At 55.7% G+C, this 26,915-nt stretch carries 23 protein-coding genes and 1 pseudogene; 1 reads left to right on the forward strand and 23 read right to left on the reverse strand.

Going from position 1 to position 26,915, the window contains the following annotated elements:
- A partial coding sequence (locus AAHB08_RS16340) for a DNA replication terminus site-binding protein (protein WP_342059509.1) occupies positions 1-210 on the forward strand: 210 nt, incomplete at its 5' end.
- Positions 211-298: 88 nt separating this feature from the next.
- Here AAHB08_RS16340 and AAHB08_RS16345 read toward each other — a convergent pair.
- From AAHB08_RS16345 to rfbB, 23 genes and pseudogenes are all read right to left on the reverse strand, one after another.
- Positions 299-4,141 (reverse strand): DEAD/DEAH box helicase, encoded by a 3,843-nt coding sequence (locus tag AAHB08_RS16345; RefSeq protein ID WP_342059510.1) that lies wholly within the window; start codon positions 4,139-4,141, stop codon positions 299-301.
- A 206-nt stretch (positions 4,142-4,347) separates the two neighbouring features.
- Positions 4,348-5,001, reverse strand: coding sequence for a YceH family protein (locus AAHB08_RS16350; RefSeq protein ID WP_042649459.1), 654 nt, complete (start codon positions 4,999-5,001; stop codon positions 4,348-4,350).
- A 176-nt stretch (positions 5,002-5,177) separates the two neighbouring features.
- Positions 5,178-5,630 carry a glycine zipper 2TM domain-containing protein gene (locus AAHB08_RS16355; RefSeq protein WP_342059511.1) on the reverse strand — a complete coding sequence of 151 codons (453 nt, stop codon included), beginning with the start codon at positions 5,628-5,630 and terminating at the stop codon, positions 5,178-5,180.
- Positions 5,631-5,807: 177 nt separating this feature from the next.
- Positions 5,808-7,523, reverse strand: a complete 1,716-nt coding sequence (locus AAHB08_RS16360) for a PglL family O-oligosaccharyltransferase (RefSeq protein ID WP_342059512.1) — start codon at positions 7,521-7,523, stop codon at positions 5,808-5,810.
- Positions 7,524-7,618: 95 nt separating this feature from the next.
- Entirely contained in the window at positions 7,619-8,701 is a 1,083-nt protein-coding gene (locus AAHB08_RS16365) for an LPS O-antigen chain length determinant protein WzzB (RefSeq protein WP_342059513.1), read from the reverse strand.
- A gap of 23 nt (positions 8,702-8,724) precedes the next feature.
- Positions 8,725-9,255: a dTDP-4-dehydrorhamnose 3,5-epimerase gene (rfbC, locus tag AAHB08_RS16370; RefSeq protein ID WP_342059514.1), complete on the reverse strand. Its 531-nt coding sequence runs from the start codon at positions 9,253-9,255 to the stop codon at positions 8,725-8,727.
- A 54-nt stretch (positions 9,256-9,309) separates the two neighbouring features.
- Positions 9,310-10,215 (reverse strand): glucose-1-phosphate thymidylyltransferase RfbA, encoded by a 906-nt coding sequence (rfbA, locus tag AAHB08_RS16375; RefSeq protein WP_342059515.1) that lies wholly within the window; start codon positions 10,213-10,215, stop codon positions 9,310-9,312.
- Between the two features lie 46 nt (positions 10,216-10,261).
- Positions 10,262-11,152, reverse strand: coding sequence for a dTDP-4-dehydrorhamnose reductase (gene rfbD, locus AAHB08_RS16380; protein WP_342059516.1), 891 nt, complete (start codon positions 11,150-11,152; stop codon positions 10,262-10,264).
- Between the two features lie 5 nt (positions 11,153-11,157).
- The gene (locus tag AAHB08_RS16385) at positions 11,158-12,255 is read right to left on the reverse strand and encodes a sugar transferase (RefSeq protein ID WP_342059517.1); all 1,098 of its coding nucleotides are present in this window, start codon (positions 12,253-12,255) and stop codon (positions 11,158-11,160) included.
- Positions 12,256-12,427: 172 nt separating this feature from the next.
- Positions 12,428-13,204 carry a glycosyltransferase family 2 protein gene (locus tag AAHB08_RS16390; RefSeq protein WP_342059518.1) on the reverse strand — a complete coding sequence of 259 codons (777 nt, stop codon included), beginning with the start codon at positions 13,202-13,204 and terminating at the stop codon, positions 12,428-12,430.
- A gap of 3 nt (positions 13,205-13,207) precedes the next feature.
- Positions 13,208-14,473: a protoporphyrinogen/coproporphyrinogen oxidase gene (locus AAHB08_RS16395; protein ID WP_342059519.1), complete on the reverse strand. Its 1,266-nt coding sequence runs from the start codon at positions 14,471-14,473 to the stop codon at positions 13,208-13,210.
- Complete coding sequence (locus tag AAHB08_RS16400) at positions 14,470-15,255, reverse strand: glycosyltransferase family 2 protein (protein WP_342059520.1); 786 nt, start codon at positions 15,253-15,255, stop codon at positions 14,470-14,472. Before AAHB08_RS16400 ends, AAHB08_RS16395 begins: the two co-directional genes overlap by 4 nt.
- Before the next feature lie 2 nt (positions 15,256-15,257).
- The gene (locus AAHB08_RS16405; RefSeq protein WP_342059521.1) at positions 15,258-16,379 is read right to left on the reverse strand and encodes an EpsG family protein; all 1,122 of its coding nucleotides are present in this window, start codon (positions 16,377-16,379) and stop codon (positions 15,258-15,260) included.
- Positions 16,366-17,592 carry a lipopolysaccharide biosynthesis protein gene (locus tag AAHB08_RS16410; RefSeq protein WP_342059522.1) on the reverse strand — a complete coding sequence of 409 codons (1,227 nt, stop codon included), beginning with the start codon at positions 17,590-17,592 and terminating at the stop codon, positions 16,366-16,368. The genes AAHB08_RS16405 and AAHB08_RS16410 overlap by 14 nt, the downstream gene beginning before the upstream one ends.
- 3 nt (positions 17,593-17,595) lie before the next feature.
- The gene (locus AAHB08_RS16415) at positions 17,596-18,639 is read right to left on the reverse strand and encodes a polysialyltransferase family glycosyltransferase (RefSeq protein WP_342059523.1); all 1,044 of its coding nucleotides are present in this window, start codon (positions 18,637-18,639) and stop codon (positions 17,596-17,598) included.
- A complete protein-coding gene (locus tag AAHB08_RS16420) occupies positions 18,636-19,331 on the reverse strand; it encodes an acylneuraminate cytidylyltransferase family protein (protein WP_342059524.1) in 696 nt (231 codons plus the stop codon). Before AAHB08_RS16420 ends, AAHB08_RS16415 begins: the two co-directional genes overlap by 4 nt.
- Positions 19,331-20,383: a nucleotidyltransferase family protein gene (locus AAHB08_RS16425; protein ID WP_342059525.1), complete on the reverse strand. Its 1,053-nt coding sequence runs from the start codon at positions 20,381-20,383 to the stop codon at positions 19,331-19,333. Before AAHB08_RS16425 ends, AAHB08_RS16420 begins: the two co-directional genes overlap by 1 nt.
- Positions 20,384-20,395: 12 nt before the next feature.
- Positions 20,396-21,040, reverse strand: coding sequence for an acetyltransferase (locus AAHB08_RS16430; RefSeq protein WP_342059526.1), 645 nt, complete (start codon positions 21,038-21,040; stop codon positions 20,396-20,398).
- Positions 21,033-22,106 (reverse strand): N-acetylneuraminate synthase, encoded by a 1,074-nt coding sequence (gene neuB, locus AAHB08_RS16435; RefSeq protein ID WP_342059527.1) that lies wholly within the window; start codon positions 22,104-22,106, stop codon positions 21,033-21,035. Before neuB ends, AAHB08_RS16430 begins: the two co-directional genes overlap by 8 nt.
- Entirely contained in the window at positions 22,103-23,263 is a 1,161-nt protein-coding gene (gene neuC / locus AAHB08_RS16440; protein ID WP_342059528.1) for a UDP-N-acetylglucosamine 2-epimerase, read from the reverse strand. Before neuC ends, neuB begins: the two co-directional genes overlap by 4 nt.
- A gap of 2 nt (positions 23,264-23,265) precedes the next feature.
- Positions 23,266-24,408: a LegC family aminotransferase gene (locus AAHB08_RS16445; RefSeq protein WP_342059529.1), complete on the reverse strand. Its 1,143-nt coding sequence runs from the start codon at positions 24,406-24,408 to the stop codon at positions 23,266-23,268.
- Positions 24,409-24,417: 9 nt separating this feature from the next.
- The gene (locus tag AAHB08_RS16450) at positions 24,418-25,611 is read right to left on the reverse strand and encodes a UDP-N-acetylglucosamine 4,6-dehydratase (protein ID WP_342059530.1); all 1,194 of its coding nucleotides are present in this window, start codon (positions 25,609-25,611) and stop codon (positions 24,418-24,420) included.
- An 85-nt stretch (positions 25,612-25,696) separates the two neighbouring features.
- Positions 25,697-26,716: pseudogene (rfbB, locus tag AAHB08_RS16455) on the reverse strand (dTDP-glucose 4,6-dehydratase); the annotation flags it as partial.
- Between the last annotated feature and the right edge of the window lie 199 nt (positions 26,717-26,915).

A 26,915-nucleotide genomic window follows, 5' to 3' on the forward strand; every position in this document is an offset into this window, starting at 1 on the left:
CATCCCATGATCAACCTGCTCTGGCAGGACAGGGAGCCGCGCAAGCAGCAGCTCAAGGCGAGCCTGCCCCTGCTGCTCTGCTCGGACAATCCACCCAGCGTCACCCACCTCGGCCACTATCCGCCCAAGCTGCGCCAGGCCCGGCGGGATCGCAAGATTGGCGGCGAAGCCATCATAGAGCGGCTGCACCTCTATCGTTATCAGGGCTAGCGCCTCCTGGCCAGAGCCGGACCATGAGTCCCTGAAACAGAGAGGGGGATGGCCACCAGGACCATCCCCCTCTCGCACCCAGCCGCCCCTAGCCCATCAGCAGCGCGCGCAGGCTCTCCACGTCCAGGCCGCGCACCTCGGACTGGCCGCTCAAGAGGCCATCGGCCAGGGCCCGCTTCTCGTCGTGCAGCGCCACTATCTTCTCTTCCACCGTCTGCTCGCACACCAGTCGATAGACGGTCACCGGCTGGGTCTGCCCCATGCGATGGGCCCGATCGCTCGCCTGATCCTCCACCGCCGGGTTCCACCAGGGATCCAGGTGCAACACGGTATCGGCCTGAGTCAGGTTGAGGCCTGTGCCCCCCGCCTTGAGGCTGATGAGGAACAGGGGAACAGGGTCGTGACGGAACCGTAGTATGGACTCCTGACGGGACTTGGCGGAGCAGCCCCCGTCCAGGTAGCAGTAGTCCCATTGCCGCTGCTCGATGCGGGCCCGCAGCAGGCTCAGCAGATCGACGAACTGGCTGAACACCAGCACCCGGTGCCCGCCATCGATGGCTTCCTCCAGCAGCGCCATGGCCTCGTCCAGCTTGCTGCTGGTCTGGGACCACTCCGGCATCACCAGCTCGGGAGAGCAGCAGAGCCGCCGCAAGCGGGTCAGGCCGCTCAGCACGTGCATCAGGGCGCGGCCATCGGCGCTTTGCACCTGCTGCACCACCTCGCGCCTGGTCGCCTCGTAGAGCTGACGCTCCTCGGGGGAGAGGCTGATGTGGTGGATGATCTCGGTCTTGTCCGGCAGCTCGGTCAGCACCTGCTGCTTGAGGCGGCGCAGAATGAAGGGGCTGATCACCGCCCGCAGCAGCGCCATGTGCTGGGGATCCTTCACCGCCTTGCCGAAGCGGCGCTTGAACTCGCCGAGGCTGCCGAGCAGGCCCGGATTGATGAAGGTGAACAGACTCCACAGCTCGCCCAGGTGGTTCTCGATGGGGGTGCCGGAGAGGGCAAGGCGAAAATCCCCCTCGAGCTGGAACAGCAGCTTGGCACGCTGGGTGCCGGCATTCTTGATCTGCTGCGCCTCGTCCAGCACCATGCTCGCCCAGCGGCGGGACTTGAGGGACTGGGCCAGGCTGCCGAGCATGCCGTAGTTGACCAGGATGATCTGGCCCGCTTTGGCCTCCTGGATCAGGGTCTCCCGCTCCGCGGGATTCTCGAACACCACCACCTCCAGCTCGGGGGCGAACCGCGTCACCTCCTCCTGCCAGTTGGTGACCACGGACTTGGGCACCACCACCAGGGCGGGGCCGAGGTGCTGGCGCATGCGGAGCACCATGAGCGCCTGCAGCGTCTTGCCAAGGCCCATGTCATCGGCGAGACAGGCACCGAAGCCATGGTGGGCCAGGGTCGCCATCCAGCGCACCCCCTCTTTCTGATAGTCCCGCAGCGCCGTCAGGAGCTCGGGGGCACACTCCACCTCCTGCTGCCACTCCTGCTGCAGGGAGTGCCAGGCATCATCCCCGGCCGTGGTCACCGCCGACAGCAGGCGGGCCAGGGGGTAGGCCAGCTTGTTGTTGATACGCTGCTCGGTATCCAGCATGGCCCCCAGCATGGTGAGGCGCTCCACCAGCTTGTCGCTCAGCATCAGACTGGTCTTCTCGTCGAGCTGAACGGTGCGCTGACCCGGGGTCAGCTGGCGCAGGATGAGGCGCAAGTCGAGGATCTGGTGCTCGTCCAGCGCCAGCGCCCCCTCCACCTGGAACCAGTCCTGGCGACGCTCGATGCGCAGGCTCAGGGCCGCCTCGTCAAGGCTCTTGAGACGGGCGCTGTCCTGATGCCAGTGAACGACCACTCCGGCGTCCACCAGCTCGGGCAGCGCATTGACCAGGGTCAGTGCCTGCTCACCGTCCAGCTTCCATTCGTTGCCCGGCAGGCCGATGGGCAACTGGTTGCGCAGCAACTGGGCCTCGGCCTTCTCGGCAGCCAGATCCCGTTGCCAGTAGTGATAGTCCCCGACGCCCTGGCGCACTATGGCCTCCCCCTTGCCAAGGGGCAACGGCGGCAGCTCCCCCTCCCGGGTCACCAGCTGGACCACCAGCTGACCATCCTGCCAGTCCAGCTGGACCGAGGGCACTCCGGGCCAGGGGGTCAGCTCGGCATTGCCACTGAGCCCCTCGACCTGGCTGTGCCAGGGCAGCTCGGGGATGGCATCCAGGGTACGTTGCAGCTCGGCGAGCCCGTCCGCTGGCAGCAGCGGAATAGATTCCAGCGCAGGCAGTCTGTCCAGCAGGGCCTGCGGGGTCAGGATGAGCTGCCACAGGTCCTGGGCCAGGGGCACTATGTGCGCCCCGCGCGCCGCGGCGGCCGGGCTCAGGACGGCGCTCATGCCCTGCTCGGTGGCGACCACCTGCAGCAAGGGGGCGCTGATGGCCAGTTGCAGCTTTTGCCCCTTGGCATTGAACAGGCGCGGATGGCTGGCCAGGGGGGCCCAGGCGTCTCGCGGCAGCTTGCTCATGCCCCGTGGCAGGGTGCGCACCAGGGCCCAGTCCGCCTCGTCGAGCAGGGCGGCATACTGGGTGGAGAGCAGGACAGGATCGACTCGGCGCCCGGCGGTCCACTCCCCCTTGGTGCTCTGCTTCTGGATCTTGCACTCGAGCTCGGGCCCTTCCGCGTGGAGCAGCCACACCAGCCGCTCCTGCGCCTTGCGCACGCCGCTGGAGCGCCCCAGCCCCTGCAACCAGTTGAGCCAGCTGGCCGAGGCGGGGGTCTTGTCCTCATCCTCGGCGTCGCTGGCCGCCTCGGGAGCCGCGGTGGCACGCAGTTGCTGCAACGGGGGGCGCTCGGCCCCCTCCCCCAGCAAGAGGCGCAACAGATCCTGACAGAAGGCCATCAGGCGATGGCGGGGCTCGGCCTCCAGCACATGGGAGAGATCCCACTTGTGCAGTATGGCCACCTGGGGGCTCTGCTCGCCGTGACGCGCGAGGGCACAGAGATCCAGCCAGAGGTAGCCCCAGTGGAGCTCCTCCAGCGGCAGTTGCAGGGTATCGAACAGGCCTATCGCCTGACCGTGACGATCACCGGCCCACTGTCCCAGCAGATCCGAAAGCAGGGGGAAATGGTTGCCAAGGCTGCGCTGCCACTTCTTGCGCTGCTCGCTGGCGAGCACGGGATCGGCCTGCTGCAGCCAGCCAAGCCAGAGCAGGGCGCTGAACATCCTGGGCCAGGGCTCGTGCGCCGCCACGGCCTGCCACTGCCCCAGCGCGCCGAGCAACCGCTCCGCCAGGGGCTGCTCATCCCCCTGCTCCGCCAGTTGTTTCAGGGCCGGCCAGTGAGTGGTCACCTCGCCGGCCAACGGGCCGCAGAGCCAGTCCCACTCGCTGGCCAGCGCCTCGAGGCGGCTTGCCAGCGCAGAGGCGCAGGCCGCGGTCACGGACGCCAGCGGCCAGTGCGCGTCAGGCTCGGCATCGAGCAGGGTCTGCAGGGCGAAATGTTCCAGCAGCAGCTGTTGCCAGGCAGGGCTTGAGCCCGCCAGCAGGCGGTGGGCATCGGGCAGGTCCAGCAGGCTCAAGAGATCCGCGCTCTGGTAGTAGGCGGGGATCTGCCCAGCCTCCCCCAGGCAGAGCTCGCGCACCACCCCTTGTGCCATCTCCTGACCGGTGACCGAGGGGACCCGGGTCCAGTCCGGCATGGGGCAGGCCCCTCCCCGCACCGCCAGGATCAGGGTCAGGGTGCCCTCCGCCGTCAAACTCCACTGCTGCTCGGTGCGCAGCCGTATCAGCCCTTGCTGCTGCAACTGGTTCAGCATCTCCGTCAGCGCCTGCCCGGGCGAGCGCTGCGCGTACAGCGTGTCTTGCAAATAACGGGTACTGGCGGCGCGCTGCAGTTGCAGCTCGCTGAGCAGGGCATGGCAATCCGAAGAGAGGGTGAAGGCTGACATCAGAACTCGCGGGCAGGTGCAAAGGCGGAATTTTAACGGGAAAGCGGCGGCGGCTCGACCCTTAACCGCGAATTAGTACAAAAAAAGCGGTCAGGCTCATAAAAGCGGGGACAGGGGGCCGGGCAGCCCCTCTTCTGCGGGCGGCCAGCAGGGCATGAAAAAAGGCGCCGCAGCGCCTCTTGATGGGATAAGCAAACTCGCCGGATTCAGCCTTCCAGGTGCGCCAGACGGGCTTCCAGGGCCTGCAACTGCGACTTGAGGCGCTCCACTTCCTCTTCCAGCTGGCTCAGGCGATCGGCGGCAGGAGAGGCATAGCTGCTGGCGGGAGCGGCCTCGGCCAAAGCTTCCAGATCGATTTCGCCGCCAAACAAATGGGCATAGCGGGATTCCCGCTTGCCCGGCTCCCGGGGCAGCTTGACCACATAGGGTCCCCGCTCGACCAGCGCGGCCAGCACCGCATCCACCTCGGTCACATCGTCGAAGCTGCACAGCCGGTTGGTGCGCGAACGCAGCTCACCCGGGGTCTGGGGGCCCCGCAGCAGGAGCTCGCAGATAATGCCGAGCTCCTGGGCGCTGAACTTCAGTTCACCGAACTCGGTGTTGCAGAAACGGTGCTGATAGCGGGGCACCCGGGCATTGAAGCCGGCGGTGTTGACCACCAGGCGGCGGCGGATCAGCTCGTCGATGACGGCGCGGATATCCAGCTCGGCGAGCTCGAGCACGGGTTCGCGATTGCTCTTCTGGTTGCAGGCGTTGACCAGTGCATTGAGAGAGAGAGGGTACTGATCCGGCGTGCAGATCTCTTTCTCTATCAGGCAGCCGATCACGCGAGCCTCTAATGGGCCTAGTACTATCTCCATTTCATACTCCCTTGCCAAACAAGACGTTAAGACGGTTATCTTAGCCAAGGCGCTCTCGCCGTCCAGCACGGAACCGCATTTTTGCGAGCCGATGAAACCCTTGTTGAAACATCGTACAACCCGGCCACGACCAGGGGGCAACACCATACCGCCAGGAAGCCAACACCAGGCAGCGCCTAGACGGACTTGTCGACCCGGGTATCCGTTCCCGTGGTCAGGATGCGCACCTTGTCCCCCTTGTTGAACGTGAGCGCGGGAGCCTGATCCTGCACGACGCTGAGCAGTTTGCCTGCCTCGGTCTTGATCAGCAGCTCGACCGTCTGCTTGCCCTGCACGCTCTGCTGGTTGCCCTGACGGCGACGGGAGGCCTCGGCCCCCGCCACTGCCCCCACAGTGGTGGCGACGGTCTGGCCAGAGCCACCGCCAAACTGGCTGCCGACGGCCGCCCCCAGGGCGGCGGCCCCTATGGTACGAAGTGGCCGGGTTCCGCCCTGCTGGGGCGCCACCTCCTGGGTCAGGATGCGGCTCTCTTGCACTGTGCCGTATTCCACCTGGGCGCTGGTGCCTGCGAGGGCCGGTGTGCCCATCAGGATGAGCAGGCTGGTAATGATGGATGCAATCTTCTTCACTATGTCGACTCCGATGACGACTGAGACCAGATGGCGCCGACACCGCGCCTGCGCGGCCCCGCCATCCCCATTCGGGAGACTACACCGCCGATCCTGACTGTGAGCTTGCCTGAGGTGGAAATGATCACGGCCGCAGGGCGGCCGTGATGGGATAAGGAGAAGCGGTGCCCGGCCCGCTCATGAGGAGGGCTTGGGCTCCAGGGTCGAAGCGACCGACCTGGCCGCCGAGGCGGTGAGCAAGGGCTCACCCGGATAGAACATTAGCGCCTGGGTGCGCAGGCGGCTGGCCTCTTCGGTCCGTCCCAGCGCATTGAGGGCGATCACCATGTTGGCGTAGATGTTGGCCCTGGGGGTATGACGCACAAACGCCTGCCCCCAGTCGAGATAGGCCTCCAGCTCCGCCTTGTTGTTGGCCTGCAAACCCACCATCAGGCGCACCGCATTGACGTCGAACTCCACCCGGGTCAGCCAGGCCATGGGGTTGACGATGTCGAGCAAGAGCGCAGGCTGCTTGTAGCCGCCGCGCTCATACTTGGTCACCACCCAGGCGGTATGCAGGGCCGTCAGCATGAAGGGAACGACGATCAGAGGGATGCCAATGGCCAGGAAACGCAGCAAAAGCCAGGGGCGATAGACATGCTCCCGCCAGTTGGCATGGCCAGCGCTTCCCCCCTCCTCCACCTCCGCATCCAGCACATGGATGAGCAGCAGCAGCGCCCACCACAGGGCAATGGCATGGTAGAAGGGATACTCGGTCTGGGTGTGCAGCAGTATGGGGATCACCAGGGCCAGCAAGGCACTCCCCCTGACCCAGCCAGCCCGACCCAGTCGCCACAGCAGGGCCCCGCCCATCAGCGCCATGCCGAGCATGGGGGCCAGCCCCCCTTCCACCGCCCAGTAGAGAAACTCGTTGTGGGGGTGATCCAGGTTGTACTCGATCTGCACCATAGCGGGATTGAGCGCCTTGTCCGCCATGTAATGCTGGAGGAACACGGACTCGAAACTGCCATAGCCCCAGCCGGTCCAGGGCGCCTCGGCAATCAGCCTGGCGGCATAGGGCCAGTAGATGGATCTCATGCCGCCGGACTGATACATCTCCAGCCCCCGATTGGCGCCGGCCATCCAGTACTGGGAAGCCAGCCCGAGCGCTATGCCCAGCCCGACCAGTCCCAGCACTCGACCCAGTTGTCGCTCGCGATGCAACTGCGGCAGCAGCAGGATCAGGGCCAAGGCGCCTCCCAGCTGGCCCACCCTGGACTGCAGCACCACCAGCAGCAAGGCGGTCGCCAGGATCACGGCATGACGCAGCCCCTTGAGCCAGGGGTTGACGTGCCCTCGCATCTGAAGCCATATCGCCAGGGCAAGCCCGGTTGCCATAAAGCTTGCCATCACATTGGGCTGCTGGAAGATGCCATAGGGGCGATTGATCCTGGTGTCATAGCCTATCCAGTTGCCCGGCACCAGCAGGTAGTACTGCACCAGGCCGAGCAGCGCCTCTATGGCGACCGCCCCCAGCAGCAGGTAGAGCAAGCGATCCCGCATCTGACGGTCCAGTCGCCACTGATAGAGGCAAGCGAGAAACAGCAGACCGGCAAACAGTCCCAGCAGGCGGGGGATGGCATAGTCCTTGAGCTCGAAGCCCGGATAAGCCATGGGCAACAACAGCAGCAAGGCCCCCAGCCACAGGACCGTCAGCAGCGGCGAAACCACCAGCCGCTGGTTGAGGGTGACCTGCCACAGTCCCAGCGCCATCACCAGGCTCGCGAAGATCCAGCCCCAGGCATTGAAGGGCAGGTAGAGCCCGGCCCCGCCCGGGTTGTGCATGAAAAAGTGCATGCCCAGCAGCCAATAGAGGATGCTGACCAAGCCAAAGATCCCTGTTGTTGTCCTCATCGTTCCTGATCCCTGCAGCGTCATTTCCATGGTGTCGTCACCAAGCATCCAATACGTAAAAGGGGGCAACCGCCCCCCTGTTCACTTCCTTGCCATCATGCCGGCTCTGGCCTGCGAAACACATGACGGACCAGCACTATGCCCACGCCCAGCATGCCGCCGAGCAAAGTGGCCAAGACCACGACCAAGGGACGCTTGGGCTTGTCACGACTCAGGGGTTCACTCGGCGAAGCCAGATAGGCGAAGGACTGGAAGGGCAGCGCCTCGAGCTTGATGGCCTGCAGGCTGCTCAGTTGCAGGCGCAGATCGCCGATCCCTGGATTCATGAACTCGGGGTTCTTGATCTCCTTGAGGATCTTGAGCTTCTCGGCCAGAGCGCGGGCACCGAGGTCAATGGCCAGGCTACCCTGACCTTGCAGGTTCTGCACAGGCGCCTCAATCCCGGCCGCCTGAGTGATACGCAGGCTGTATTGGGTCCGCAAGATGTCATCCTGCAACTGCTTGAGGGTATCGGCTTTGGCACTCTCATACTGGGTCTGCAGCGTCTTGATCCGGTTCTGCCAGATGGTGTTGAGCTCCTTGCCCTTGGTCGCTGACTCCTGCTGCTGGATGAAGGCGATGTATTGCTCCAGACGCTGTCTAGCCTCGGTTGCCGTGTCTGCGGCGAAGGAAAGGGTAACATCTTCACGCAGTTTGTCTGGGGCCTTGGCACTGATCCCTTCGGTCATCTTCTTGAGCAGCAGTCGCTTGCCTTTTGCGTCCGTTACTCCGGACTGCGCCGCCTCGGCGTCCAGATAACCTTTCTCCATCAGAAACTGGCGCTTGTTATTGAAGCTGTTGAAGTTGTTTACGAAGTCACTGTAGAGCGCCTTCTTGTCAAAGGCGGTGAAGGCGGTCGCCGGTATCTGGGCGTTGATCAGCTGGTTGATGTTGAGCTCGAGTGATTCCACCTCCTTGAGGGTGGGCTGCTTGATCTCGGCCTGGCTGATCCAGACCTGGGGTGCCAACAGGGCGTAGGCAATACCTGCTGCGGCAAACACGCCTGTGACCAGCAGGATCAGGATCTTCTGGCGCCATAACACCAGGATCAGCTCACGCAGATCGATCTCATCGCCAACGGAGGCTTGCCAACCTTGAGGCAACTGAGTGCCTGAATTATCGAATACCTGTTTGTTCATACTGAGCTCTAAAGATGATGAAATTACTTCCAGAAAGGGGCGTGACGATCTTTGTCAGACAAGATTAATGGCACATTGTCCATGAGGGGCCACGCAATAGCCAGCGTCGGATCAGACCAGTTGAGAGATGCCTCCAGCTTGGAAACATAATAGTCGGTGCATTTATACAGCACATGAGCCCATTCGCTCTGTACATAGAAGCCGTGGGCAAATCCTGGGGGAATCCACAGTCCCTCACCCTCCTCCGCCGAGAGTGTCACGCCAACCCATTGACCATAGGTCGGACTCCCCTCGCGCACATCGACCGCCACATCGAAGATGGTGCCGGTAATCACCTGTACTAGCTTGCCCTGTGGTCTCTCCCTCTGATAATGAAGACCACGCAATGTCCCCTGCCGGGAACGACTCAGGTTGTCCTGAACGAAGCAAAGATCGCCACATTGTTGCGTGAAGTCCTGGTGGCGAAACAGCTCCATGAAGCAGCCTCGCTCATCCTCATGACGCTGATGCTGGATGTGCAACACATCAGGAATGTCCAATGAAATAAAGTGCATAGGTGATCTCTTTGAAGAGATGGGTAAGGATATATCACCCAATAGACAACCTTATCAATCCCAATCGGAATGAGACTTGCCAAAAGGCGCTTGCAACAAACGCAGCAGATAGGTGCCATACCCACTCTTTGCAAGAGGGCGTGCCAAGGCCCGAAGCTGTTCATCTGATACCCAGCCACGGCGCCAGGCGATCTCCTCGGGAGCAGCAACCTTGAGTCCCTGGCGTTTTTCCAGGGTCTGGATGAAGCTGCTGGCCTCCTGCAGACTGTCGTGGGTACCGGTATCGAGCCAGGCTGAACCTCGCCCCATAAAGCAGACTTCCAGGCGCTGCTGTTTCAGATAACACAAATTGACATCGGTGATCTCAAGCTCCCCCCGCGCCGAAGGTCGCAAGGTACGTGCAATCCCGCTCGCCGTGGCATCGTAAAAGTAGATCCCCGTCACCGCATACTGGCTCGCCGGAGAGGCAGGCTTCTCGACAATCGTTTGCACCTTCCCCTCTTCATCAAATCCCAGGACGCCGTATCGCTCAGGATCCTGCACATGATAGGCAAACAGGGTGGCACCTTGCGCCTTGCTGCTCGCACGCTGCAACTGGCGAGAAAGCTCGGTGCCGTAGAAGATGTTATCACCCAGAATAAGGCAGCAGGGGTTTCCCGCCAGGAAAGGCTCGGCGATGAGTAGTGCCTGCGCCAGCCCAGCGGGCTCCTCCTGCACCGCGTAGCTGAAACGCATCCCCCACTGGCTGCCATCCCCCAGCAGCAGTTCGAAGCGGGGCAGATCCAGCGGCGTGCTGATGATCAGGATGTCACGGATACCAGCCTGCATCAGGGTTGATAGGGGGTAATAGATCATGGGCTTGTCATAAACCGGCAGCAGTTGCTTGCTGATGGCCAGAGTTGCCGGGTAGAGCCGGGTGGCAGATCCCCCGGCCAGGATGATGCCTTTACGCTCGTGCATGGAACACCTTCACAGGGCAGATAAAACAATCAAGAAGCGACTCACGTCAGCCACCTTCACATTGACTGGCAAGCCAGCGGCTCATCAGTGCTTCCCAGGCCGGGATCTGGATCCCAAAGACAGTGGAAAAACGCATCCAATCGAGTCTAGAGTTGAGTGGGCGACGGGCTGCCTGGGGCCAGTTCGCAGATGGAATGGGTTTTATCGGAACGGGCCGCGCCAGCAGACCAAGCCGACAACCTTCCTCAACCAGGGCCGATGCAAAGCCATGCCAGCTCGTCTCGCCTGCGGGGCAGAGATGATAGAGGCCTCCCTTGTCGGGGGCCTTCACGACCTGTGTCAGCGCCAGAAGAACAGACGTTGCCAGCCAGTCCACCTGCGTCGGCGCTCCCCATTGATCCGCCACCACCTCAAGGGGCTGGCCCTCTTTGGCACGGCGCAAGATGGTACGGGCGAAATGTGCCCCCTCCCCACCATAAAGCCAGCTGGTTCGCATGATTAGATGATGGGGACACAGGCTCTGAATGGCCTGCTCTCCGGCCAGCTTGCTGGCGCCATAAACATTGAGCGGGGAAGGCGCATCCGCCTCGCGCCAGGGATCGCTGCCGGAGCCATCGAACACATAATCGGTGGAAAAATGCACCAGCAGCGCCCCCCTGGCACAGGCTTCCCTAGCAAGCCGAGCTACCGCCTGATGATTGATGCGCTCTGACAGCTCAGGCTGCGCCTCTGCAAGATCGACTGCCGTATAGGCAGCCCCGTTGAGGATGACCTCCGGCTGATGGCGGTTCAGGGCGGCGGTCAGCGCACTGGGGTCGGTGATGTCACACTCCTCCCTGCCAAGGGCCGTCACCAGCCAATGGGGATAATCCCGGCAAAGGGCAGAAAAAAGGGCTCGTCCCAACTGGCCACGAGCCCCCAGCAACAAGATCCGCATCGGGATTACCGCGCGCCAAAACCGGTCAGGATGGTGCGGATGGTCTTGAACACGATGAGCACATCCAGCCAGAGGGAGAAGTGCTTGATGTAGTAAAAATCGTGCTCGATCTTGATGCGGGTATCATCGGCATCGGCCGCATAGCCGTGCACCACCTGTGCCCAGCCACTGATCCCGGGCCGCACTATGTGGCGATACATGTAGAACGGGATCTCCCGCTCGAACTGATCGACGAAGGTACGCTGCTCCGGCCTCGGCCCAATCAGGCTCATATCCCCTTTAAGGACGTTGAAGAACTGCGGCAGCTCGTCGATACGCAGCTTGCGGATCACCTTGCCCACCCGGGTGACACGCATGTCACCGTCCTGGGCAAACTGGGCACCGTGCTGCTCGGAGTTCTGGCACATACTGCGGAATTTGTAGATCCTGAAATCCTGGTTACCCTTCCCTACCCGGTTTTGCAGGAACATCACGGGGCCCGGGCTCTCCAGCTTGATGAGGATCGCCGTCACCAGCATCAAGGGGGAGAACAGCGGGATCGCGATCACCGCGGCCAGTATGTCCATTCCCCGCTTTATGAAGGCATAGACGGGTGATGGCAAGAGGGAGCCGAGTTGGTTCTCGTGGAGATGGTCAATCTTCACCCGGCCGGTCAGGGTCTCGCTGATCTGCTTGATGTGATAGACGGGGATGTGAGCCAGGGCGCAGCGAGCGAGGAAACGCTCCCACTCTCCCGCCAGCTTCTCATCCCGAAGGTCTGCCACCACGGCGTCGTAACGCACGGCCCCAAGGTCGGGTTTGTCCAGCAAACGCCACTGCACGCTGGTGTGCTGAGTCAAGGCCTGGTAGTCGCCAAAGGGCAGCAAGGCATACTTGGGAGTCCGGTAGCGGCGGCCAATGAAGTAGGCCAGCCAGCAGCAGAGAAGGGCTACCAGATACGACTCGAACAATACTTGGCGGCTGTAAGGCAGGCGCAGGAAGAAGAGAATGCCGACCAGGGCACCATAGAGGGTGGTGACTGTGGGGATCATATAGGCCACCGGACTGGCGCCCGGATAGCGCAAGAAACGTTGGAGCACTATCCCTGTCAGCAGAAAGGCCACAAAGGCTCCCACCAAGGTGTTGGTTCTGACTGCATTGAGCCCCTCCCAGAATCCCCATCCCCAACGCTCGATGGCAGGTAGACAAACTGCCAGCAGGGCACCAAAGAAAAACAAAGAGATGGGATTGAAAATAATCAGCTCATACCAGCGAGAATGCCTACGTTCAGGACTTCTAGTCAAAACGCACTCCTTTGAACTTGTTATTAATAAGCATAAAAGCGGCTGTACACGCATAGTGCAGCCAATAGTAAAGTGCTGGTAACAAAGACAGCTTGAGTATTCTTCTGTAGATATGCCACTGCCACGAAGCAGCCTTCAACTTGTTGGAGGACAATGACCCCTCTGCACGCCGGTAATATGCCAAAGGTTGCTTGATACAATAACCACGCTTGGCGCGAGCCATGACTTCGAGCCACATCACATAGTCTTCATGCCCAACCCGCTGCTGGGTGAAAGAACCCAGCCTGCTTCTGTTGTAAACACCTGTCAGGTTGCCGATGTTGTTGCTCTTAAGCATGTCGCTATATGTAAAGTGTTCTTTTCTTTGACATTTTCCAACAATATTGGTGACTGTTCCAGAGAAAATGAAATAATCTGAACAAACTACATCATAGCCATTGAGCAGGTAATTAAGCTGGAGTTCCAGCTTTTGCGGATGCCAGACGTCATCACTGTCCAGAAAAGAAACATATTCCCCGTCTGCCATAGCAATCCCCTGATTGCGTGCAGCCGCCACACCACCATTTCGTACCATCTGATGGTAAACCACCCTGGTATCACGATGTACATACCCCTCGACAATTTCCCGAGTGGCGTCACTTGATGCATCATCGATGACGTACAGCGTCCATGAAGGGCAGGTTTGTGCCAACACGGATTCAATGCTTTGCCCTATGGTTGCCGACGCATTGAACGCCGGCATAATGATTGAGAAATGATCGGATTTCATGGTTCAGGCAATTTTTTTGGCGACGGATATGGCATCAAGCATGGAATCTTCGATGGAGCAGTACTTCCAATCCCCATAACGACCAATGGAGTAGATCCCCATGCTTTCGAGATCGCTTTTTACCTCGTCCTTCACGCCAGACAGCTCGCTGTTCACATGAACATAGGCCGGGTCCATGACAATGTGGCATGAGGACAGCAAGAGATGATCGGTTATGATACCTGCATCCTTGAGCCCTTCCAGGGTTGCCGCAAGCTGTGCTTCCACGTTTATGTCATCGTTCGGGCCATAACCAATTTCGACGTACAGACTGAGCCGTTCATCATCGAGGATATTGTTGTAGAAACCCACCCGGTAGAAGTTGTACTTCTTCTCGGGGAAATAGGCCCAATGCACCTCATCATAGCTGGACGCTTTATCGAAGCCGAGGTTGAAGACCAATACCTTGTTCCAGGAAAGTCTGTCCACGAAATGCTGATAGTCGATGTCATCAATGGTGGAAAGGAAACGATTCAATGGCATCGAATTGATGAGGTAGTCGTAGGAGATGCGACGATGGGTTGTGACTGCAATCTTAGCTTTTGCGTCAATAGAGACCACCTGCTCATTCAAGAACACGTTGTCTTCAGGCAGATCTTGAGCCAAGGCATCAACAAACACTTTGGCCCCTTTCTTGGGGTACAGGAAAGTGGAGTTGTAACTTCCCTGATACTGTTGCTTGAAGTTGCGAATGATTTGCTCAAGGTTCGCATAGGGGAAGAAACGCCCCATGGCATCCGTATCGAGTGAGTTCAAGTCACAGGCATAAAGCTTTTCATTATATGGCTTGAGGAATTTCTCCGTAATGGATTTACCAAACTTGCCATACAACATGTCCAGGAAAGAATCATAGACCTCTTTTTCTTCACGGAAGTAGAGATCGTAAAGGCACTCGATAAACTCTTCCTTCTCCAGCTGATGAATATTGGTCTGGAATGGGAAATCCACCACACTATCCTGATAGAAGATTTTCGTGACTTTATCCTTCAATACAAAAGCATCGTCAGCAATCTTGCTCTTGAAAAAAGATTTTATTTCTTCATTGGCAAAGTGGAAAAAGTGACCTGCATAATCCCAAATGAACCCATCTTGATAAATAGTCCGACAGAAACCACCCAGCTCGCTCTCTTTTTCCAAAAGAATGAAATCATCACTCTTGACCAGATTGGCAAACATCAATCCGGAAACGCCACCACCGACAACCAGATATTTGCAGTGATTCACGCTCATTTCTTATCCTCTTTTATAAATTTGACGGAGCCTTGGAACATGGTCATCAAAAACTTGATAAAGCTATAACGGTCGGCATATTCACCATGTTTTTTCAGAGAAAAAACAAGATTGAAAAACATGCCTTTCAACCCGAACAGCCTGACAAACGCGGCCCCTTTGGAGGTGACCAGATGATCATTGAAATCGGTGCCTGAACTCTCCGCAGGATGAATGACAATCGGGATCGGCAGATAGAGCAGTTTGAGCCCCCTGTCCATCGCATCTTTCAAGAAAATAATCTCGTCGTGTACACGATATTTGCTACCCAGACCAAAATTGGTGTCCAGTGACAAACCGGCTTTGAGCACGGCATCACGGCGAAATGCAATCTCGATAGACGCGCAGCGCAGTATTGAACGCCAGTTGTGCCACTGGGACTGCTGGGGGTAACCCGCATTGAACGGATTACCTTCCGGAGTCACTATCTGGAATGTAATGATATCGGCATCAGGATGTTTTTCGAATGCTCCCAATACGATATTCTCCATTCCATCGACATAACCCACATCGTCATCGGCGATCAGACATATATCGCCCGTCGCATTTTTCAATGCCATATTGCGGCTATTGGATGAACCACGCTCCTTGCAGGAAATCATTCTGATATTCCCTATAGCTTCGGAGCCATCAAAATCAGCTTGGTTAATCAATAAAACATCAGCATTTGTATTTTTATACTTCCAGTCTACATCTGAAACATTCTTTTTATGCATTGTTGCCATCAATATTTCTAAGCCCATAATCAAAAACCCCACTGATATTTTATTTCACCAACGCTCATCATGTAAAATTCATACATAAGATAAATAAAGCCAACAACAGTAATAATAGAGAACAATAGCATCCGCTTAGTTAAATCACGCACCAAAAACATACAGTTGGTGTAAATGAAAATATCAAAAACATAAAAAAATGATGCTGTTCGCGATGCCATTCTAAAATCAAAAGCAAGGAATGCATATAATGATGCACCTAATACGAATATCACTCTATGCAGGTTATTTATTTTTGCGAAAGGTAATTCTTTATCATAGAAACTCTCTGGTGCAAACATCAGCATTAAAAAACAAAAAATTATTCTTGTCGTATCTGGATTAAAGATATTGCCTGAAGCAGAAAAGTTCGTCACATATATGTACACTTTTTTTAAATAGGGTACATCTCCTACATATGACAATACAGCACCGATATTTGACGAGAACATCATCAAGGATAAAATCATTATAATAAAAAGTAAACACAGACAGTATATTGCTCTTCTACCGACCCATATGTATGAAACAAGTGGAACAATGAATGATACTATCGATACAGAATGAAATGTTAATGCAATCGTATTTATTAAAAAATACTTCAGTAAATTTCTTTTTTCAGGGATCAGATATTTGACTGATATCATAAAAGCCAAAATTGATATTGCCTGCCTGACTTGTCCATATGGACCTCGAAAAAAATAAAATAAAAAGAATAAAAATAAAAATACATAGGCATTTCTTACATTATCTTTTACTGCGAGAAAAATAAGTGTAGTGAGGATAAGAGACACCATTGCATTGAATACAAAATATGGCGCACCTATATATTTAAAAATAAAGTTTAATAGTAAAAAACCGGGTTCGAACCAGCTATCAAAATCTAAAGCTTCGCCATTAACACTATTATATGCATTGTAATATTGTTCAACATCCCACCCTCTTGTACGAAATGCAATCAGAATAAAAACAAAAAAGAGAAGAACTAGAAACTCGTTGAGGCTACGTTGAGGGGTAGATACATTATTGAATGCGTATATAAATACTAGCATGGCCATGCTAGCAATAATAATTGCATTAAAACCTAATAGGTATGGATCACTTAGGTACAATGTTGACCTCGTTGTTATTTATTTTTCTTATTAAAAGCACTGTAATCATCAATGACACTGCCGCAGATAATAATGAAACGTAAGGAACATAATCCATTTTTTCTTCAAGAAATAGTATCCATATCAAGCCGGCTATATGAGTTAAAGATGAAATAGTCGTAGACATAAGCACATGCACTGTCTTTCCTTTGAAAAATAAAACATTACTCAACATGATACTTATAAAAACAAAAGGATAGGATAGGATATAAATTAATGTGAGGTGTTTAGCTTCAATATATTCAGGAGAGAATAAATAATGTACTATATAGGGCAATATAATAAAAAATGCTAATATAAACAAAAGAAATAGAAGTAACTGAATCGAAAATACACGTTTGATGCTTCTTTTGTCTTCAACAGCCAATAATTTCATGACATATGGCATTGTAGCCTGATTTAATGAAAGCATAAAGATATTTACAACCATGGATAATTGATAGCCTACACTAAATACAGCAAGGTTTACAATTCCAAATACATGCGCAACAAAGAATCTATCAGCACCAAATCTCACAAAATTGATCAAACCATTTGGTAATAGGGGCAGGGTAAATTTCCATAAGGCCCTGACGCCGCCATTCGGCGTGGATGATACGGGAAACTGACGGCAGAGTGAGTAGCAAGAGAAACTCCCAAGACATATCACGGGTAACAGCAATGCCGCCAAACGCCAGGTCAGCCCAGGAGTCATCAATTCGAAGGCAGCAATTGTCAGTAGTGAGCTGACCGCTACGTTGAGAAACAGCAATATCGATGCCTTGATCGTTTTAAGTTCAAAGCGATACAAAATAGCTCTGATCTGGATCAGGCACATTCCCAAGGCATAGAGCGGTGCAAAGATAAACCGTGGATCATCTGCCACAAACATCATCACCAGCATGCTCACAACAAACACGGCCGCGATGCTTAACAAGCCCAAACGCAGCATGCCGGAAAAAACGTGCCGTTCCAGCTTGTGGAAATGGGCAGAACACCACCCATCGACACCAAACATAATCAGCAGCACCAGGAGTGCTACATAGGTATTGAACAGCTCGAGCAGCCCGAACTCGGCTGTAGCCAGGCGATGTGTCAGGTAAGGAAGCAATAAAAAAGGAATCGCTTTGTTGATCCCGTCAAACACAATAAAAATGAATGAGTGGCCAAGCATATGCCGCAAGGAAGAAGACATGAATCAGGGTACCACGATTGAGTTGACGAGTCCCAGCCACTGGGAGGCATGCCTGGCATTGAAATATTCTATTGGTACTACCTGCATATGGTGCTCGGCGACCCTCATCTCATTAGTCGCAAGAGCGGTAGAGCAAAGAGCGATACAATAGACGAAACGATGACCAGTGATAAAGGACCATAGTTCAATCGGAAACGCCGTCGGCAATTGCTCAACATCATGCCCGATATGATAGGCCCCTTCTTTGGGATGGTGTTTCAAATATACCCGATAGCCCTGAGCCCGGAAGAGATCAACCAAACGCGCGTAGAGGGTTAACTTGTCGGCCTCACTGCACATGCCGACCAAATCGACAGGCTGCGTCAGAATAAGGCATCCTTTGGGCTCATTGAAGCCAATATACTTGTTGAGGCCAAAAATGGTTGCGAGACGCAACCGCTGAACATCATCAATACATGAGAGCAGATCCATCAGTTTCAACGGCACAGCCTTGCTGCGAATAACCTCAGGCAAGGCTTCAGGATTCTCCGCTTCGACAGAGGTCACCCAGGGTTCATCTCCCCACACCTGGGCACGCCATGGCAATCCGAAACAGGCCCGGATCACCGCTTTCTTGACCGACAAGGGCTGCGGGACGTAATTGGACAACCCATCCTCTCGCAACACTATGGTACTACAGAGACCACGCAGTACTTTGGCCAAGAAAGGGCCGGTGTGATAGATGTAGCCAATATCGAAACGCTGCCCTCGCAAAAAAGTCGGGCACCACTGTGAAGGTGTACAGATCCCGCCTTGTAACGTGACGTTTCTGCGCAAAATACTAGGCATCATAGCTGGCAGGGTTGCAAACGCAGCAATGTGTGACTGTTCCCTGACAAAATGAAATTCAATTTCTGGATAGGCACGCATAAGACGATAGCGAACCTGACCATTGATAAACTGATAATCAATGGGGCAAATTATCGTTGTATGTCTACCTGTCTTGAGTACATCACAAATTGCCATCAGCAATTGACGATAGGTAATGCAAAGATGAACTACTTTCATGTTGAAATATGATGCTCTATTACTTCTGCCAGTATAAAGTCAAACTCATCATCGATATCGACAGAACTCTTCTTATCCATCAGATATGCATAGGAATTTTCACAGTAGATACCAGACAGATCTCCGACATGCTGTCGGTCAAACAGATAAATAGCGCCATTCAGGCGATAGAAAGGCTCAAGTTCCTGACTCCTTTTATTAACCGAAGGGGTGATAAAATAATTCAAACTATGGTCTTCCGGTAATCTATTGCAATACTGAACCGGATGTTCCAGTTCGCAAACTGAAACCACTGCAGTCGCTTTTTTATTCTTATATAACGCTACAGCCTCTTTTATTTGCTGTGCCGTACGCAATGGTGATGTAGGCTGCAATATCGCAACCATATCCACCATCGAATGATGCTCTTCTACCCATTGCACAACATGAGAGATTACATCGTTGGTCGTGGCCGTATCACTGGCAAGCTCAGCGGGACGCAATCCTGGAAATATTACACCAGCATCTTGCATCGCAATATCGGCTATCGCTTGACTATCTGTGCTGACGATCACCATGTCAAACTCACCGCTGGCGAGTGCGGCCTGCGTTGTCCAGCGGATGAGTGGTTTGCCTGCCAGCGGCTTAATATTCTTTCCAGGCAGGCGTTTACTGCCACCTCGGGCAGGAATAATTGCAATATTCAGGGACATTATACCAACCCCTTGATATCGAGCTGAGCCTTGTGGAAATCATCCATACGGCCGATATCGAGCCAGTATTCGTGAATGGGAAACATCAACACATCTTCCTGCTTGGCAATTTGCTGCTCAAGCAGTGTCGGCATATCGATTCGCTCTTGCCTTGGGACATTCATGAATAATTCTGGACTGACCACATAAATTCCCGCATTGACAAAATAGCGTTGAATGGGTTTTTCCTGCATCTCGAGGATGCGGTGTCCGTCTCCGCTGATCACCCCATAGGGGATCTGATAGTCATATTCGCGAACGCACATGGTGGCCACAGGCAGGTATTTGTTATGGAAATCGAGCAGACGATTGAAATCCACCGTGGTCAGTACATCACCATTGATCATGATGAGTGGCAAGGTGGGGATGTCGGCAGGCAACAGCCCCAGCGCGCCGCCTGTGCCTAACGGCATCTCTTCATGCACGTAGCGAATATTGGCCCCCCAGGCTGAGCCATCGCCAAAATAATCGGTGATCTGCTCGGGCATATAGTGGGTGGAGATGTAGATATTTTTGAAACCCGCCTTGAGAAACTGACTGAGCAGAGTTTCCAGAATGGGTTTGTCGCCCACCTTGAGCATGGGTTTGGGGCAGCTGTCGGTGAGCGGGCGCAGCCGGGTGCCAAACCCACCCGCCATGATGAAGACGGGGTTGTCGTAGCTCGGTGTTTGTGCAGCCTGCTCCCAGGTTTCCAGTCCGATCAGCCTACCGGCTTCATCGACTACCGGCAGGGAAAGAATGCTGCGCTCGTGCATGAGCTCCAATAATTCTGTGCGGGCCATCTTGGCAGAGACGGTGATGGGGGTGGTGTTCATCACCGCCGTGACGCTTTGCGTCAGGGCCACATTGTTCAGGATGGCACGACGGATATCACCGTCAGTGACCACCCCCAGCAGATGCTGTTCTTCATCCACGACCAGACAGACCCGCAGCGCCTCCGCATTGATCACGGCCAGAGCATCACGCACCGAACGTTCGGGTGACAGCACCACTTTTTCCCAATTTTTGCTCATCCAATCCATCCTTTACTGCTTGATAGGCATAACGCTGCCACGGGCAACGTATGCAATCTGCTTTTCTCCAAGAGGGCGCGTCAGCGTGGCGCCAGCCCCCACCACGGCATCAGCGTCAATCGATATGCCCTGGATCACGGCGGCCCCCGTGCCGATATGGACTCGCTCGCCTGTCACCACCCCGCCGGAGAGCACGGCACCCGGTGCGACATGATTGTCACTCCCCAGGTGGCAGTCGTGATCTACGATGGCGCCGGTATTGATGATGCTGTTGGCGCCTATCCGGGTGCCAGCCTGAATGATCGCCCCCGTCATGACCTGGACACCCTCTTCCAGCACGGCGTAATCAGAGACCATGGCCTTCGTGCTGACGACCCCGGCAAAACGGTAGCCGAGGGCGTGATAACGGGCAAACAGCTCGGCCCGCAACGGGTTGCCCGGCAAGGAGCCGATACCGTTGATCAACTCCACCTCATCCGGGTGATGAGTCAATATCTGAGCCTCGTCGTGCCAGAGGGGAATATCTGCCAGCACGGCGCGCGGAGCACCTGTGGCGGGCGCAACCAGCGCGAGAGGAACCACTCCCTGGCCGCGCAGCATGTCGACCAGCACGGAGGCATGTCCGCCAGCCCCGAGGACGATGACCGGTTTATTCACGGATAGGTTCACCCGCCTGATAGGCACGCTTCGCTGGTTGCCCCAGAAGCTGCCAGTAGGCATAGGGGCTCATGCCGTCACCCGGACGCTTGATGGCGAGGTTGTCGGTGCAGAGGATGGCGCCCTTTTCAATGTCGCAGGCAGCCACCAGGCTCTTGCGTGCGATCTCCTTGTTCTTGATCTCGCTCGGGCGCGGCCCCTTGATGCCATCCCCCAGTGCCAGCTCCACATCGCGGATCCCTTTCACCATGGCGGCCAGCTCATCGGGTTCAAGAGAAGCCTTGTGATCAGGCCCTTCCATGTTGCGATCCAGCGTGAAGTGCTTCTCGATGAGGCAGGCTCCCCGGGCTACTGCCGCCACAGGGATGGTGATGCCCTGACTGTGATCCGAATAACCGACCGGCAACCGGAATGCGTGAGACAGGGTATCCATGGCTTTGAGGTTGATATCCACCATGGGCGCCGGATACTCGGTGGTGCAATGGAGCAGGGTGACCTTGCTGGCCAGTGCCGCCTGACCGGCCTCGCTGGCATAGGCAGCCATGAAGGCAGCCTCCCCAGGTTGAGCATCAAGAGGAGCCGTCAAACCGAAGGCGATCACCCCCAGAGCCGCTTCCACTTCTGCCAACGTGGCCATGCCGGTCGAGACGATCAACTCGCAGCCGGTGCGGGCATGGGCCAGTACGAAGGGAGCATTGGTCAGTTCCCCGGAAGGGATCTTCAATGTCTGCAACTTCAACCGGTTCACCAGGAAGTCCAGGCTCTCGGTATCGAAGGCGGTAGACAGAAACTCGATGCCGAGCGACTCGCAATGGGCGATCAGGCGAAGATGGGCATCGAACGAGAGTTCGAGGCGGGAGAGCATGGCAAACTGGCTCTCTTCCTTGCCGGTATTGGCGGTCTGATAAGCAGCCTGTTTGGCTTGACGGGTCACCAGATTGGCCGCCTTGAAGGTCTGAAACTTGACGACATCGACGCCTGCCTGGTAGGCGGCATCGATCAGCGCCACGGCGAGTGCTTCGTCGCCATTATGGTTGACGCCGGCTTCGGCGATGATTCGGATCATGGTGACGGACTCCTGTCGAGATCATGGAACTGTTTGATGGTGGGAGCAGAAAAGTGTTTCAGACACGCCAGGATCTGGTTGCTGGCATCCCCAGCACCATAAGGATTGACATAAGCATCCGGAGCCATCGGTTGCAGAGCCTGGGCAATACATTGCGTAATGACCGCAGCCTTCGCCTCGCAATGCAGCACGCTCTTCGCTGCTAGGCGCCCTTGTTGACGCTGACCGATATTGATGGTCGGAACACCCAGAGAGGGCACTTCGATGATGCCGCTCGACGAGTTGCCAATCACGGCGGCACAGTGTTTCACCGCGCTCAGGTAACGCTTGTAACCCAGAGATGGGATGGCCAGCACGCGTGCTGGATTGGCTGCCGCATACTGCTCAAGCAGTGGAATGATGGCTCGACCACCGTCATCTGCATTCGGATACGTCAGGATGACCTGATGGTCGGGATAGTTATCCAACGCCGCCAGCAAGGCACTGAAACTCTCCTTGGCCGGTTCATCGGCCAGAGTCACGGGGTGATAGGTCACCACGAAGAACGGTGAGTCCAGCGTAAACCCAAGGGAAGATTGCAACTCGTCCATGGACAGCAGCGGGGTCTTGATGATGTGATCCAGACCGACAGCGCCTACGTTGAACACCCGCTCCGGCGCTTCACCCAACTGGATGACGCGCTGCCGATAGGGCTCGGCGGCAGTGAAGTGCAGGTAGCTCAACTTGGTAATGGCATGGCGAATGGCGTCGTCATAAGCCCCCTCGGTGATCTCACCACCATGGAGGTGTGCTACCGGTATGCGCTGCAACATGGCCGCCTGGGCGGCCGCCAGCGCTTCGAAGCGATCTCCCAGTATCACCAGTACATCCGGTTGCAACCGGGCCAATGCATCTGCCAGCCCGAGCAAGGCCACTCCCATGCTTTTGACCACACCCACAGAGGTATCGGAGGAGAGCAGCATCTCGATGCGCTCATCGATCTTGAATCCATCTTGCTCTATCTGCTGATAAGTCAGACCGAACTCGGGGGACAAGTGCGTACCCGAGACGATCAGCTTGAGCTCCAGATCGGGATCGGCGGCAATGTCTTTCATCAACCAATAGAGCAGCCCGTATTCGGCGCGGGTACCGGTAAAGACGGCGATGGTATTGGCCATGTTCAGACCTCGACAGGCGAGCTGGGCAGGTTGATCAGATGGGCTTCCAACCACTCGGCGTTCTTCAGCTCCCCGCACAGGGCATGGGAGAACATGGGCAGACGATGCATCAGCTTCCATACGGGCCGGGTCATGACGCCAGCCTTGTTCAGCTCGGTCAGCAACGTATCCCGCTGGGTTTGATCTTCACAGACAATCGCATTGAGCCAGTAATTGGAACGCCCATAGGAAGGCTCGGTCACAAACTGGCATGCCTGATCCTTGAAGAACTCGGCATAGTGCATGGCCAGCGCCCGCTTTTGCGCCAGGAATTGCGGCAGGGCTTCCATCTGTGCACATCCGAGGGCCGCATTCAGATTAGGCATGCGGTAGTTGAAGCCAGGCTCGTCATGATAGAACTCGAACGGATGGGGCACCTTGGCGGTGGTGGTGATGTGCTTGGTGCGCGCCCCCTGTTCGGCATTCTGGCAGAGCACCATGCCGCCACCACCCGTGGTGATGATCTTGTTGCCATTGAAGCTCAGGGCCGAAAATGCGCTCAGCGTCCCCGTGTGTTTGCCTTTGTAGTAGGAACCCAGGCTCTCGGCAGCATCTTCCACCAGGGCGATGCCCCAGGCCTGGCACACGGCCTGAAGCTCATCGAGTTCAACCGGATGACCAAAGGTGTGCATGGGCACAACGGCTTTCAGAGGGCGCCCGCTTGCCTTGTGAATGGCACCTGTCTCGGTGCGTTGGGCATGCTCATCCAGCCAGCTGGCAAGGGCAACGGGACACAGACCCAGGCTCTGGCGTGACACATCGACGAACACGGGCTCTGCGCCCATGTGATACAAGGCATTGCAGGTCGCCACGAAGGTCAGGGGCTGAGTGATCACCAGATCGCCTGCCTGCACACCTGCCATGTAGAGGGCGATATGCAACGCCGCCGTGCCGTTCATGGTGGCAATGGCACGGGCAGAACCGGTAAAGGTGGCTATTTGCTGTTCGAACTGCTCGACATAGGCGCCCACACTGGAAACGAAGGTGCTTTCCAGGGTATCGAGCACATATTGACGTTCATTGCCGGCAAACGTCGGGGCGTGAAGAGGAATGAAGTCATCGGTTTTGTAGGTATCACGAATAAAACGAATCAATTGAGTATGCATACCGATCCCTTACATCTTGCCGTCGAGATATTTGCCTGTTTCTTTATGACCAAAATCCGGGATCATGGTGAAGAACAGCTCGACGATCTCGCTCTTGTCCCAAGCGCGTTTTGTTTTCATGGCCGCAATGGTCTGTTCGAAATGGTTGAGCAGATCATTCTGATATGAGGGTTCATTCTTGATGATGCCCAGGTTCTCGAACCGGGCCATATCCAGCACTTCCTTGTCGGTGAAGAACTCTTCGAAGTCTTTTTCACCCGTGGTATCGCTCTCGGTGAAGAGACAAGGCCACATCCCCTGCTCAGGCAGGCTCGCCATCATGGTTCTGGCTTCATCCTCGTCCTTGCACAGATACGGCTTGTAACCATGCTGCTCCAGATACTTCACGGCGATTTCGGCGAAAGTAATGAGGTGCAGGGACTCGCTGAGCTTGGGGAAGAAGATATCCCGATTCTCACCGAAGATGCAGGACATCAGGCACAGCTCACCAGACTCCTGGGGCGTCACGAAGTAACGCTTGATGTCACTGGGGGCGACGATAGGCTGACGCTTTTGCAACCGCTGGTTGAAGCCGTGCAACAAGGAACCGTCGGAAAAGGCCACGTTGGCAAAACGAGCGGTTGAAATGGCAATCTGCTCGCTGCGGCGCATCAGGAACATCTCCATGATGCGTTTGGAGGCCCCCATCATGTTGACCGGGTTCGCCGCCTTGTCTGTCGAGACACAGAAGTACTTCTTCACCCCCATGTCGATGGATTGCTGGATGGTTTTGTCCGTGTTGAACACGTTGACATCGATCATGCGCATCAAGGTGAAGGGGTCTTTCTCGCTGCGTACATGCTTGAGGGCAGAAAGATTGAGCACGTAATCATAGGCGCCGTCGGCTTTGATAAAGGCATCATACTCAATGGAGCCGATATCCAGCGCGAACGTCTGGAAATCACCATCGATATACCCGAACGAGCTGCGGATATCGCGCACCAGCTCGACCATATTGTTCTCACTGATGTCCACCACATGCAGCTTACGGGGGTTTCTCTTGAATATTTCCTTGGTCACCGCCTGTCCAATAGAACCAGCGCCACCAAGAACAAGAAAACGGGACTGGCTGACGATCTCAGACAGCTTTTGCTCATTTTTACAAATGTCATCAACGAACAGGTCTTTGTTACGACCGATGAGACTCAAAATATTATTCTTCATATTAAAGATACCAATCTGAAGTTCAGTCCGGGAAGGACATGCAAATACGTCAACAATGAATTCAATCAATTTCTCAAACTTGAGCGAGATACCAGGTGATTGTCTTGCGTATTCCTGACTCAAAGCTGTGCTGCGGTAGCCATTTCAACTCCGAAGCCATCTTGCTGGCATCGATGGCATAGCGACGATCATGGCCAGGGCGATCCGCCACGTGAATGATCTGCTCTCGATAGGAACCGGCCTTGGGTATCAGTTCATCAAGCTGATCGCAGATGGCATGCACCACCTCCAGATTCCGTTTTTCGTTGTGACCACCGATGTTGTAGGTCTCACCAACCTTCCCTTTTGACAGCACCAGGCAAAGGGCGTGGACGTGGTCTTCCACATAGAGCCAGTCACGGATCTGGTCGCCCTTACCATAGAGGGGGATCGGTTTGCCAGCCAGTGCATGACTGATGGTTTGCGGGATCAGCTTCTCTGCATGCTGCCAGGGCCCGTAATTGTTTGAACAGTTGGTCACCAGAATTGGCAGTCCATAGGTTCGGAGCCAGGCGCGCACCAGATGATCGCTCGATGCCTTGGCGGCAGAATAGGGGCTGCTGGGCGTGTAGGGCGATCTCTCGGTAAAGAGCGGCAGCGGCTCGTTCCACAGAGGGTGCTCAGCACTCACCTCATCTGGATGAGGTAGGTCCCCATACACTTCGTCGGTGGATACATGATGGAAACGAAAAGCGCGCTGGCGCAGCTCGTCCAGGCCATTCCAATAGGCACGGGCGGCTTCCAGCAACATATAGGTGCCGACGATATTGGTCTTGATGAAATCGGCAGAGCCGGTGATGGAGCGATCGACGTGGCTCTCTGCCGCCAGGTGCATCACTGCATCGGGTTGGTGGGCGGCAAAGACGCGATCCAGCTCGGAGCGGTTGCAGATATCTACCTGCTCGAACGCATAGCGTTCGCTATCGGCCACATTCGTCAAGGATGCCAGATTGCCTGCATAGGTCAGTTTATCGAGGTTGACGACGGAATTCTGAGTATGGCCAATGATATGGCGTACCACAGCCGAGCCGATAAAACCGGCACCTCCGGTAACAAGGATTTTCATATCAATAGATATTCATGCAAGGCTAGTGAGTTGTGGTGAACAGGATTGTCGAATAAAAAACACCCAGCTCAAGGCAGGAGGCAGGCAGTTCAATAACAAATAAGAGGAAATAAAAAACCGTCAAAGTATGCCGATTTTCTGTCAACTTTGTTAGCTACCGCCCTTGAGTTACAGCTCCCAATACGCTGCTTTTTAACCT

Origin of the sequence: Aeromonas sp. OTU364 (assembly GCF_038440395.1) — a bacterium.
Lineage (GTDB): Bacteria > Pseudomonadota > Gammaproteobacteria > Enterobacterales > Aeromonadaceae > Aeromonas.

What these genes read in the sequence shown, in the direction of transcription:
- AAHB08_RS16345 (WP_342059510.1), bottom strand. Translation starts at nt 4,141, where the DNA reads ATGTCAGCCTTCACCCTCTCTTCGGATTGCCATGCCCTGCTCAGCGAG.
- AAHB08_RS16350 (WP_042649459.1), bottom strand. Translation starts at nt 5,001, where the DNA reads ATGGAGATAGTACTAGGCCCATTAGAGGCTCGCGTGATCGGCTGCCTG.
- AAHB08_RS16360 (WP_342059512.1), bottom strand. Translation starts at nt 7,523, where the DNA reads ATGAGGACAACAACAGGGATCTTTGGCTTGGTCAGCATCCTCTATTGG.
- AAHB08_RS16365 (WP_342059513.1), bottom strand. Translation starts at nt 8,701, where the DNA reads ATGAACAAACAGGTATTCGATAATTCAGGCACTCAGTTGCCTCAAGGT.
- rfbC (WP_342059514.1), bottom strand. Translation starts at nt 9,255, where the DNA reads ATGCACTTTATTTCATTGGACATTCCTGATGTGTTGCACATCCAGCAT.
- rfbA (WP_342059515.1), bottom strand. Translation starts at nt 10,215, where the DNA reads ATGCACGAGCGTAAAGGCATCATCCTGGCCGGGGGATCTGCCACCCGG.
- rfbD (WP_342059516.1), bottom strand. Translation starts at nt 11,152, where the DNA reads ATGCGGATCTTGTTGCTGGGGGCTCGTGGCCAGTTGGGACGAGCCCTT.
- AAHB08_RS16390 (WP_342059518.1), bottom strand. Translation starts at nt 13,204, where the DNA reads ATGAAATCCGATCATTTCTCAATCATTATGCCGGCGTTCAATGCGTCG.
- AAHB08_RS16395 (WP_342059519.1), bottom strand. Translation starts at nt 14,473, where the DNA reads ATGAGCGTGAATCACTGCAAATATCTGGTTGTCGGTGGTGGCGTTTCC.
- AAHB08_RS16400 (WP_342059520.1), bottom strand. Translation starts at nt 15,255, where the DNA reads ATGGGCTTAGAAATATTGATGGCAACAATGCATAAAAAGAATGTTTCA.
- AAHB08_RS16410 (WP_342059522.1), bottom strand. Translation starts at nt 17,592, where the DNA reads ATGTCTTCTTCCTTGCGGCATATGCTTGGCCACTCATTCATTTTTATT.
- AAHB08_RS16415 (WP_342059523.1), bottom strand. Translation starts at nt 18,639, where the DNA reads ATGAAAGTAGTTCATCTTTGCATTACCTATCGTCAATTGCTGATGGCA.
- AAHB08_RS16420 (WP_342059524.1), bottom strand. Translation starts at nt 19,331, where the DNA reads ATGTCCCTGAATATTGCAATTATTCCTGCCCGAGGTGGCAGTAAACGC.
- AAHB08_RS16425 (WP_342059525.1), bottom strand. Translation starts at nt 20,383, where the DNA reads ATGAGCAAAAATTGGGAAAAAGTGGTGCTGTCACCCGAACGTTCGGTG.
- neuB (WP_342059527.1), bottom strand. Translation starts at nt 22,106, where the DNA reads ATGATCCGAATCATCGCCGAAGCCGGCGTCAACCATAATGGCGACGAA.
- neuC (WP_342059528.1), bottom strand. Translation starts at nt 23,263, where the DNA reads ATGGCCAATACCATCGCCGTCTTTACCGGTACCCGCGCCGAATACGGG.
- AAHB08_RS16445 (WP_342059529.1), bottom strand. Translation starts at nt 24,408, where the DNA reads ATGCATACTCAATTGATTCGTTTTATTCGTGATACCTACAAAACCGAT.
- AAHB08_RS16450 (WP_342059530.1), bottom strand. Translation starts at nt 25,611, where the DNA reads ATGAAGAATAATATTTTGAGTCTCATCGGTCGTAACAAAGACCTGTTC.